Origin of the sequence: Candidatus Liberibacter americanus str. Sao Paulo, from assembly GCF_000496595.1 — a bacterium.
Lineage (GTDB): Bacteria > Pseudomonadota > Alphaproteobacteria > Rhizobiales > Rhizobiaceae > Liberibacter > Liberibacter americanus.
The window spans coordinates 340,636-352,120 of record NC_022793.1 but is presented as its reverse complement, the minus strand read 5'-3'; the positions used below and the strand labels follow the sequence as shown (position 1 = coordinate 352,120).

Below are 11,485 nucleotides of genomic sequence, written 5' to 3'. Positions count from 1 at the left end.
CGTTTAGAATAAAATTATAAATATTAGCATAGGAAAATCACTTATTCGAAGGTATGTAACGTCACATTTGATAACTCCTGCTGAAAATACAAGTTAAAAACACTTGCATTCATCTAAACTGAATGAAAATGATACTTAATCTTTTTTGGATTAATAATAAATGGAAGGGAAAAAGGTATTTATATCTTTCCACAAATTATACTTATGATAAATAAACATATAGATATTATTTTTCATAATAGTTATTTAGCAGTTATTTACATTTTTGAAAGAAAAAGTTCAGCAAATACTTTAATTATAAAAAATAATTTAAATTCAATTTAGCTATACAACATTTGAAATTACATAAAATTATTATATCATATTACAATCTTGTTATTCAATATAAACAGTCAATTATAGATAAAGAGCATCAAGCATGGATTAACTATTACGATGTAAATTTTCTCATTTCAAATAAAACTATAACGATTAGCGATATTATAAAATATTAAAATCATCAATTAATAAATCCTATTATTGGGCTCATATGACAATTAAATATTACAAAGTTGAATAAAATAGGAAAGTACTGTAAACTGTTTGTTAATAAATAAAATACTCAAATATTTTGGAAGGAATGAAATTATGAATATTACTTGTAATAGCTTGTCGTGTATATTAATTTTTATGATTGTTTTAGGAATTTCTCTTCATCTACTTTTTGATCTTTTAACAAAAAGAAAGAATAATAAAGAACAGCAGGAAATGTTAGATTCCGTTTATAATAAAAGCAATAAAATTGATTTAAAAAATAAATAGTATGTTTAATTATCTTTGTTTGGTAATATCTAACTTATAAAATATTGGACTTATTACAAAGTTTATTTAGTATCGGTATTAATGGCAATGAAAAACAATAATTTTACGCAAATAGAAAAATTGCGACTAGCTATTAATATCTTTCTATTTTTTGGAAGTGTTGAAGTTATTTGCTAGTTGAAGCGGCAATGATAAATGTAATTCTTTTTTCTTCATATAAACTATCTCTTATATAAACATATTATTTAATTTATATATTTTTCTTTATAAAACTAATTTATCAGAAAATGCAAAAAATAATAGGATAAAGTAGATAATAATATTATGGAGGATATATTCGGCTGCAGCACTTTAGTTAGTTTTTTACGCTCTTTTTATTTTTTTGATAGTATAAAAGATCTGTATAATAAGATCAACCTACAATTTCACTTACGGAAAACCAATAAGATATCTCTTCTGCCGCGGTTTTTAAAGAATCCGAGCCATGAATTGAATTCTCACCTATCGAAATACCATATTTTTTACGAATTGTTCCATCAGAAGCCTTTTGCGGATCAGTATCTCCCATAATTTCACGATTTTTACGAACAGCGTCCTCTCCTTCAAGAACCTGTAAAAAAACCGGACCAGAAATCATTGTTTGTACTAATTCTGCAAAAAAAGGACGATTCTTATGAACATGATAAAAACCCTCTGCTTGAGTTTTAGTCATCCAAACAAGTTTAGATGCAATGATATTTAATCCATGATCCTCTAATTTCTGTATCATACTGCCAGTTAAATGGCGTTTTACAGCATCAGGTTTTATCATTGAAAAAGTTCTTTCTACAGCCATATGTATACATCCTTTCTTTATATACTAACAAAACCATATATCATATAAATAAGATATTCTTTATTTATTTAAAACTTATATTTTTACTAAATTAAAATAACGAATACAGCATATATTATTAGATATAAATATATTGATATAGTAATTATAATTTTTTCCAAGTACCACTAGCATTATGATGAATAGTAGGTTCGTATCCATTATTTTTCAAACTAAGCAAATTCTTTAGAGCCCATTCACGATTCTCTTTATCGTTATAATCTACAATAAAAACTATCTTTTCATAATTACCAATATCATCATTACACATCAAAGCCTTGTCAACAAAGAAACGTATAGTAGATGAATTAGCATTATCTCCATTTACAGTCAAAAGAATAGGCTGAAAAGTAGATAATTCACTTTCTTCTCCTGTATCAATACCATGAGGCAGAAAACTATCTGCTTTATAATTCCATAAATACTCATTCAACGAGTCACGCACTGATTCAGAACCACATTGAACAGAAATTACATAATCCTTATTATAAATTTTATGTAATAATTTATAAAATTGAATTCGCCAATCATCATGGATTCGATAAAAAATAAATTCCGTCATTTCTCATAAAAACTTCTCACGAACTCATCTAATAAACGAACTCCAAATCCAGATGCCCAAGATTGATTAATATCGTCAGATTTGTCCCTCGTTGCTGTTCCAGCAATATCTATATGAGCCCAAGTAGTTTCTTGTACAAATCTTGCTAAAAACTGAGCGGCAGTAATAGATCCAGCGCCACGTTCTCCAACATTTTTCATATCAGCAAACTTGCTTTCAATCAATTTATCATAAGATTTCCCCATAGGCATGCGCCATAAAATCTCTCCTGTTGATAGACCTGCTGAAAGCAACTGTTCAGATAATGCGTCGTCATTAGAAAATAAACCTGCATAAACATTGCCTAAGGAAACAACGATTGCCCCTGTTAAAGTTGCTAAATCAATCATAACACATGGTTTATAACGATCATTACAATACCACAATGCATCTGCAATAATAAGCCTTCCTTCTGCATCAGTATTAACAACTTCAACAGTTTGACCAGACATAGATTTAACTATATCACCAGGACGTTGAGCAGAACCATCTGGCATATTCTCAACAAGTGCTAAAATACCGATAGCATTAACTTTTGCTTTTCTCTCTGCCAAAACTCTAAAAAAACCAGTAACAGCAGCAGCTCCTGCCATATCACCCTTCATTTCTTGCATAGAATTAGATGGCTTGATAGAAATGCCACCACTATCAAACACAACTCCTTTCCCAACAAAAGCAAGAGGAAGGTCAGATTCTTTGCCACCATTCCATTTCATAATTACCAAGTATGGAGGACGAACAGAACCTTGAGATACAGCTAAAAGAGCATTCATCCCTAGTGCTTCCATAGCTTTTTTATCAAGAATATCTACTTCTACCCCAAGAGAACTAAGTTGTTTTGCTTTATCACAAAACTCATCCGTCCCCAAAACATTTGACGGCTCGTTAACTAGATCTCGAGTTAGATTAACACCATTAACAATAGCGTTAATATCTTGCAAAATATGCTTAGTCCTATTAGCAATTTTTGTTATAATGGTGACAGAAGTTATGCCAGTTCGTTTAACTGAAGAGTCGCTCTTCTTTTTAGTAGTCTTATACTTATCAAAAGAATAGGCTTTCAACATGAAGCCTAGAGCAAAATCTCTGATTTGCTTTTCTGTTATAGAATACATGGGTAAATCGACAAATATTTCAACATTTTTCTCTTCTTCTAAAAGAGATACTGCATTGCCACCTTCTTTTAACCAAGAAAAGTCCTTGTCCCCATCTGGATCACCTATCCCCAAAACTACCAATCGATCTCTCGAACAATCCTCAGGAGTAAGAATATTTAAACTTGATCTGTATTCTCCTGTAAAATTCTTAACAGTTGCAGCACGCTTAACAACAGTTCTAAAATTAGAATATGAAAGTCCTGCTGCATCGGATGAATTAGTTTTTAAAAGAATCGCTAATCCTCCACTTTCAGTAGAGGGAATATCCGTAAATGCCAATTTTACTTCCATGATATTTAACTTTCCTTTTCTATCTGTAAATAATTGCGATAATTAAACAAATAAATATAAATTTTAAAAAAAATTTAGTTAAAATATATCGGCTTATATATACAATTAAGTATTATATAAACTATTTCCGATTATAATTTTATATGAGAACATCTACAATACTTACCATTATTTTTTTTAATACACATATTAACTAATAAAGAAAATAATACATACTTACAATAATATTATGAAATTATTTGAATTTTACATATACCGTCGCATATCTAGATATTTAATAATATCGTCATTATTTATTATATTCATTGGATGGACTGTACAAATATTGGATCATATCAATATTATTGCAAATAATACACAATCAATAATAATATTATTAAAAATATCATATATGATTTTACCGACTATTATACCAATAGTAGTTCCTTTTTGTTTTATAACAGCAGCAACTCAAATCCTTACAGATATGAATAATAATTCGGAACTATTAATCATTGATAATACAGGAACTTCACGTGTTATATTAATTAGACCTGTGCTATTTATTGCTGCTTTTTTGAGCATACTATTATTCATATCAAGCAATACTATAGAACCAAAATGCAGATTAGCTATAAATAATATACTCGCACAAGCGCAATTTAACCTTATATTTTCTCGCATTGAAGAAAATACATTAAATCATATTAATAGTAATCTTTACATAGAAATAGCCAAGCGTTACCCTGACAACACAGTGCAAGGAATTTTCATAGCTGATTCACGCGATAGTATGATAGATAAGATATACTATGCTCAAAAAGGACTAATAGATCTAGAAAATAAATCACTAATATTACAGAAAGGAGAGATACATAAAAGGAACCGAAAATCAAAAGATATATCAATAACTAAATTTGATTACTATAGTACAGATATGGAGACAATAAAAACCATCCCTATAGTAAATCCTAAAGCAAAAGAACAAAGTCTTTCATTTCTTTGGGATCATAATGCTGATGATAAAAATGAGTATAGATCAGAGCTACATCAAAGGCTAACAAATTGGTTATATCCTATAATATTTGGAATGATTACGATATTAGCTACAGAAAGAAGTGGATCTCTGCGTAATAGATCAAGATTACATCCTATATTTATATCATTTTTACTATCTTTTGGATTTTTTTGGGCTAGCGTATATATATCATCAAATATTGCAAATAACTATTCTTATATTCCAATATTATATTCGTTCTTCGCTTGTACATTCATAGTAGTACTATGTATGATGATAAAAAAACATACAAAAATATAGTAAAAGAAATCTCAATATGGAGATAATATGATGCTATTAGGCATTTTATGGCGTTATTTTTTCAAATACTATATGAAAATTACCGTATATTTTCTATCAAGCATTATCATATTGCTTTTCGTTATAGATCTGGATGAAATGAAGAGCCAAATGGATTGGCTTCCTGGATATAGTTCCTATGAATGTGTATTGCTAGTATTAACACGCATACCATTGATCATACAACAAACTATTCCTTTCATTATATTGATTATCAATATGATAACTTTTTTTAATATCAATAGAAAAAATGAAACTGTTATTACGCGTGCTATGGGAATTTCTATATGGCAATTTCTTAGCCCTTTTTTAATAGGATCTTTTATATTAGGAATGTGCATGGTATTAATTATCAATCCACTAGCAGTTTATGGAGAAAAAGTAGGAAGATCAATTGTAAAAAAATGGGCAGAAGAAAAAAAACACGTAACTATTCCTTGGGCACATATAAAAGATAAACAAAAAGAAATCTTCATAAGCGCAGATAATATATCTGAAAAAGAAAAGATTTTATCAAATGTTGTAGTCATTACTATTAATAAGGAAGATTATTCAATAATTAGGCAGAATGCTGAATATGCTACTATCGATCATAAAATGATTACATTAAAAAATGTCAATAATTACAAGCATGGATCTAATCCTTTATATATGGATTCGGTAATAATTAATTACTTCAGCAAAATAGACGTTTTTGATCAATTTAATGGGAAATTACAATCAGTTTCCTTATATGATGATATAAAAAATATCATATATGCTGATAAAACAAATACTTTTAATAGTAATCTATCAGAAACAAAATTCTATTTTCTAATAACAACACCTATTATGCTTATTGCAATGACGTTAATAGCAGCATCTGTTTCTTTAGAGTTTAACCGTTCAGGTAAACTTACAATTACCATGATATATGGGATAATTTCTGGTTTTATGCTTTATACTACATTAATAATTATGAAATCATTCGGCAAAAACGGAATTCTAATTCCTACAGCATCGGCATCAATTCCTATAATTTCTACAATATCTCTAAGTATATTAACGCTTCTTAGAAAAGAGGATGGTTGACATGAAATACCATTATATAGGTTTATCAGTTATAATAGTATTTCTATCTTTTGTTGAAATATTCGCAAAAAAAAAAGAAGATATATCCAAACAAAAAGAAATTAAATCAAATAACAATTATTCTAATGTATTAATATCTTCCGAAAAAATAATTCATAATCCTTCAATGAATACTACAATTGCCATAGGAAATGTGAAAATAGAATACGATAGATATCATATATCTGCTGATAAAGTAACATTTAATCACAATACTAAGAGAATTATAGCTAGTGGAAACATTAAACTAATTGATTCTAATAAATATCAAATATATGTAAAAAACCTTGATATAACTGATGATTTTAAAAATGGAATCATCAAAGAAATAACAATCGACACTCCAGATAAAACCTATATTTCTGCTAAAAGTGCGAAATTAATAGATGGAATTATAACAATTTTTAATCAAGGAACTTATACTGCATGTTCTAGTTGTGATACAAAAACAAGTTTCCATCCATTCTGGATAATAAAATCCAAGAAAACTATACTCAATAAAAAAGAACACAATATACGTATGGAAAAAGCATACCTAGAATTTTTATCTATACCAGTCGCATATCTTCCTTTTATTGAGATTCCAGATGAAACAGTAAAACGCAAAACAGGATTTCTTATCCCAAGATTATCATACAGTCCATCAGATAAAATATTTATTGTTTCAATCCCCTATCATATAGTCATATCCAAAAGTTCTGATGCTACTTTTACACTTAGTCCTCAGAGCAATATGGGAATTCTAAGTGAACTGGAGCTTAGAAAACGCTTTGCGATCGGGAAACATATATTGAATGCATCTTATATGTATTGGTTTTATCCTAAAATGCAGGATAAAAAATATGATGAAGCAAACATATCATCAATAGCAGAATTCCAATTAACGCCTCAATGGATTTTAGGATGGAATAGTAATCTACAAGCTAATATCAACTATTTTGACAAAAATTTAGAAATATTAAATAAGACAAAACAAGATAACGAAATCTATATCAATGGTATTGGGAGAAAAAACAATATAGGTATAAGTTTATCACATAATGACGAAAAATCGCCATATATTCATAAATATTATATACTGCCTTCAATAGATTACAAATATTTAGAACCGAAGTCTTTAGTTGGGGGAGAGCTATCTCTTACTGGTAATATTACTGCATTATCTAAAAAAGATAAATATATTATAGATAAAAAAACATCACCTACTAGTTATAGCTATTTAAACAACAGATTAACATTAGAAACAGAATGGAAACAAAAACTTATAGGGCCACTTGGAACAATGTTCATACCTCTAATAAGTTTAAGAGGAGATATACATTATCTTTCATTGGATAAAAACATGACAAGAAATAATGAATTGATAGCACGTGGCATGTTTACAACAGGATTAGAAGCAAGGTATCCAGTTGTCGCTATCACAGATAAGTCAAGGCATATTTTTGAAGGAATAACTCAATTATATTTAAGTAACGATGAAATAAATATGCAAGATATCCCTAATGAAGATTCAAAAAGTCTGGTGTTAAATTCTGCATCTATATTCAGCAGAAATAAATTCTCCGGTTTCGACCGCATTGAAGGAGGAACTCGCACTAACATAGGAATTAGATACGTGGGAAACTTAAAGAATAATTCCTTAATAATTAACGCTTTAATAGGACAGTCAATACACCTAGCGGGGAAAAACTCTTTTGCGTTTAAAGATGATATTGGAGTGGCAATAAACTCAGGACTGGAAGATAATAAATCTGACTATGTTGGAGCAATAAGTTTATCTACACCTTCTAATTTAATGTTATCTACCCAAGCTTTAATTAATAGAGAAGATTTCACATTGCGTCGTAGTGACGTAAATATTAATTACATATCTGATGCATTAGAATGGAATATAAACCACTCATATATGCCAAAAAACTCGAATTTGACGATTAATGATCCTATCAGCATTATTAAATCAGAAATGAAATTAAAAATAAATGACAACTTTTCTACAAAGGCATCATTAGGATGGAATACGAAAGATTCAGGGAAGATAATTGGACATTCTATCGGATTATCTTATCATAATGACTGTACTACATTTAATATTGTCTATGAAAACAATTCAAAAACAATGCAAGATTATAGAATTAGAGCAGATTTATCATTGAGAACTATAGGAGGTATCAATAACATTTAATATTAAATGCATATTCAATTATATGTTTTTAATCTATAAAATATTACTTTTATAAGACTAAATTAGTTTCGAAAAAATGATATATAAAAATTGGAGATAAGACATTGAAATGATATATAAAATAAATATTAAAAATAAAAAAATTTCAAAATTAATTGTATTATTAATTGCATCGACAATATTTACAGTCACACATAAATCATGGGCTATTTCCAGAAAAATATACATGACAGTTAACGAAGATGCCATTACCAATGGTGATATTTCAAAACGCATAAATTTTCTAAATATGGAGAAAGTAAACGGAGATCTTAACAAGATAGCCACACAAGAACTTATAATTGAAACTTTAAAAAAACAGGAAATGCAAAAAAATGGTTTGGCATTTAATGAAAATGCTATCAATTATTTATTCGAGAAAAAAGCTAAAGATATCGGATTATCAATAAACGAATTAATAAATAAGTTAGAAACTCAAGGAATTGGAGAAAAACATTTTAAAGAATACATTGCAGTACAAATATATTGGAATGAATTTATAAATAGAAACTTTCGATTTAATAATAGTGCTATAAAGCAAACAAATCCAAATAATCTAAAAATAAATAATGATATAAAAATAAAAGAATATATTTTAAAGGAAGTAACATTTGTAATACCCAATAAAAAAAGTGATAATACTGATTATATCAAACAAAAAATAAAAGAAGCAGAAGCTTCACGCGCTAAATTCCCGAAAGACTGTAGTAAAGCAGAAGAATTCGCATCTAAGATGGTAGACGTATCTGTTGGAGAAGGAAAACGTATTTTAGAAACAAATCTAAATCCTAAGGTTCAAGATCTTATAAAAAAAGCAAGTAATAATACAACTGATGTTTACATGACACAATCAGGAGTAGAATATATTGCTATTTGCAATGAACTAGATATAGGCGGCGAATTTGCTTTAAATGAAAAAATTAATTATCAAGAAATATCTAAAAAAATTGAAAAATATGAAGAAGAATATATTAAAAATATACGTAAAAATGCACATATAAGATTCTATAAATAGATGGATATAATGTATGAAAGAATCTTTTAATAAATTGCCTGTTGCCCTGACTCAGGGAGATCCCGCAGGAATTGGTCCTGAGATATCCATTAAAGCATGGTTTAATCGCAAAAAATTATCTGTACCTCCATTCATTTATATTGGAGATCCAGATATATTAATGTTTAGAGCAAAGCAACTTAATATAGATATTCCAATATATGAAACAGATTGCGCAAATGCCGTTGCGGTTTTCGATAAATACTTCCCAATTATAGCTTCTTCATGTGGATTAAAAGTCAGAACAGGAATACCTAATCCTGAAACAGGATCCAATACTATTATCAATATTGAAAAAGCTGCTTACCTTACAATATCGAGACAAGCGATAGCAATGGTGACAAATCCGATATCAAAGTATCTTCTATATAAAGAAAAATTCGAATTTCCAGGACATACAGAATTTTTATCTGAAATATCAAAAAAAATAACAGGCATAGCTTGTAAACCAGTAATGATGTTAGCCGGGCCTAGATTAAGAACCGTCCCAGTTACAATACACATACCGCTTTCACATGTTTGTAAATCTTTATCAAAACAACTTATCATAGAAACATGTCGTACAGTAGATGATGCGTTGAAAAAATATTTCAGAATCAATTCCCCTCGAATTGCTATAGCTGGTATCAATCCTCATGCAGGAGAAAATGATACTATTGGATCTGAAGAGCAGAAAATAATATCACCAGCTATTGAGCAATTGCGGAATGAAAATATGCAGGTATTAGGACCATTACCAGCTGATAGCATGTTTAATTTATCTGCCATAAAAAATTACGATGTTGCTGTATGCATGTATCATGATCAAGCTCTTATCCCAGTGAAGATACTTGATTTTGATAAAACGGTTAACATAACATTCGGACTGCCTTTTATACGTACATCACCAGATCACGGGACTGCTTTTGATATAGCAAAAGACCTAATTGCTCGAGAAGATAGTCTCGTCTCCGCCCTTCAAATGGCTGCAAAATTTGGACATCTGGATATTGATAATGATAATGATAATCAAAAATAAAAGAATACCATTAAAAAATACTATTGCTAGCCATAATATTATACCTCATAGAAGGATGGGGCAAAATTTCCTTATTGATTTTAATATACTAAAGAAAATTGCAGAATCTACAGGTACGTTATGTGGAGTTAATGTCATAGAAATAGGACCTGGACCAGGAAATTTAACTCAAATTATCCTCGAACTAGGAGCTAAAAAAGTCATCGTTATAGAAAAAGATCGACAATTTTTACCGCCTTTAGAACAAATTGCTTCAAAATATCAAAATAAATTAGAAATAATACACGGCAATGCCTTGCAAATAGATTTACAACAATTTGCAAATATGGAAGCGCCTATTCGAATAATTGCAAATCTACCATATAATATTGGAACTAGATTATTATTCAATTGGATTACTTCTCATATATGGCCACCTTTTTGGGAATCAATGACCCTTATGTTTCAAAAAGAAGTAGGAAAACGAATAATATCTAAACAAAATGATCATAATTATGGAAGATTAAGTGTCTTAACTAATTGGAGGACAAAATCTAGAATAATGTTTGATATCCCTCCTCAGGCTTTTTTCCCTGCACCTAAAATTACATCAAGCCTAGTTCACTTCATCCCTAATCAAACCCCTATTCATTGTAACCTAGAATATCTGAAAAAAGTAACTCAAGAAGCCTTTAGTAAAAGAAGAAAAACACTAAGACAAAGTTTAAAAGTATTAGGAGGAGAAAATTTATTACTAAAAGCGGGAATAGAACCAACTTTAAGAGCTGAAAATTTATCTGTAGAAGAATTCTGTCAAATCACAAATATTTATTCAAAAAATATAGATCTTGAGACAAAAAAATAATAAAAAGTTGTAGTTTTTATTATATAAATCCTATACTTTATGAAAAAATAAATTCTATATAAGCGATATAAACAAAAATTGAGATAAACTATAATTAATTGATTAACCCTTGGAAAAATTCTACAAAATACTAAAATAACATTTAAAACATCAATAAATGTATATTACACAAATAATG

At 28.8% G+C, this 11,485-nt stretch carries 10 protein-coding genes; 7 read left to right on the top strand and 3 right to left on the bottom strand.

What is annotated here, in order from left to right; genetic code table 11:
* The first annotated feature begins 627 nt into the window (after window positions 1-627).
* Window positions 628-801 carry a hypothetical protein gene (locus LAM_RS05340; protein WP_023466201.1) on the top strand — a complete coding sequence of 58 codons (174 nt, stop codon included), beginning with the start codon at window positions 628-630 and terminating at the stop codon, window positions 799-801.
* A 412-nt stretch (window positions 802-1,213) separates the two neighbouring features.
* Here the strand turns inward: LAM_RS05340 and ndk are convergent, their stop codons facing one another.
* From ndk to LAM_RS01490, 3 genes are all read right to left on the bottom strand, one after another.
* Complete coding sequence (gene ndk / locus LAM_RS01500; protein WP_007556933.1) at window positions 1,214-1,636, bottom strand: nucleoside-diphosphate kinase; 423 nt, start codon at window positions 1,634-1,636, stop codon at window positions 1,214-1,216.
* Window positions 1,637-1,781: 145 nt separating this feature from the next.
* A complete protein-coding gene (locus LAM_RS01495; protein WP_007556931.1) occupies window positions 1,782-2,237 on the bottom strand; it encodes a DNA polymerase III subunit chi in 456 nt (151 codons plus the stop codon).
* Entirely contained in the window at window positions 2,234-3,724 is a 1,491-nt protein-coding gene (locus LAM_RS01490) for a leucyl aminopeptidase (protein ID WP_007556930.1), read from the bottom strand. The genes LAM_RS01495 and LAM_RS01490 overlap by 4 nt, the downstream gene beginning before the upstream one ends.
* Window positions 3,725-3,953: 229 nt before the next feature.
* Here LAM_RS01490 and LAM_RS01485 point away from each other — a divergent pair, with 229 nt between their 5' ends.
* The 6 genes from LAM_RS01485 to rsmA all read left to right on the top strand — a co-directional run bounded on the left by LAM_RS01485 (window position 3,954) and on the right by rsmA (window position 11,307).
* Window positions 3,954-5,021, top strand: a complete 1,068-nt coding sequence (locus LAM_RS01485; RefSeq protein ID WP_023466200.1) for an LptF/LptG family permease — start codon at window positions 3,954-3,956, stop codon at window positions 5,019-5,021.
* A 27-nt stretch (window positions 5,022-5,048) separates the two neighbouring features.
* The gene (locus tag LAM_RS01480; RefSeq protein ID WP_240532029.1) at window positions 5,049-6,131 is read left to right on the top strand and encodes an LptF/LptG family permease; all 1,083 of its coding nucleotides are present in this window, start codon (window positions 5,049-5,051) and stop codon (window positions 6,129-6,131) included.
* A gap of 1 nt (window position 6,132) precedes the next feature.
* Window positions 6,133-8,352, top strand: a complete 2,220-nt coding sequence (locus tag LAM_RS01475; protein ID WP_007556927.1) for an LPS-assembly protein LptD — start codon at window positions 6,133-6,135, stop codon at window positions 8,350-8,352.
* Between the two features lie 109 nt (window positions 8,353-8,461).
* The gene (locus LAM_RS01470) at window positions 8,462-9,406 is read left to right on the top strand and encodes a hypothetical protein (protein WP_007556926.1); all 945 of its coding nucleotides are present in this window, start codon (window positions 8,462-8,464) and stop codon (window positions 9,404-9,406) included.
* 13 nt (window positions 9,407-9,419) lie between these two features.
* Window positions 9,420-10,463, top strand: coding sequence for a 4-hydroxythreonine-4-phosphate dehydrogenase PdxA (gene pdxA / locus LAM_RS01465; protein ID WP_007556925.1), 1,044 nt, complete (start codon window positions 9,420-9,422; stop codon window positions 10,461-10,463).
* A complete protein-coding gene (rsmA, locus tag LAM_RS01460) occupies window positions 10,447-11,307 on the top strand; it encodes a 16S rRNA (adenine(1518)-N(6)/adenine(1519)-N(6))-dimethyltransferase RsmA (protein WP_040055849.1) in 861 nt (286 codons plus the stop codon). The genes pdxA and rsmA overlap by 17 nt, the downstream gene beginning before the upstream one ends.
* The last annotated feature ends 178 nt before the right edge of the window (window positions 11,308-11,485 follow it).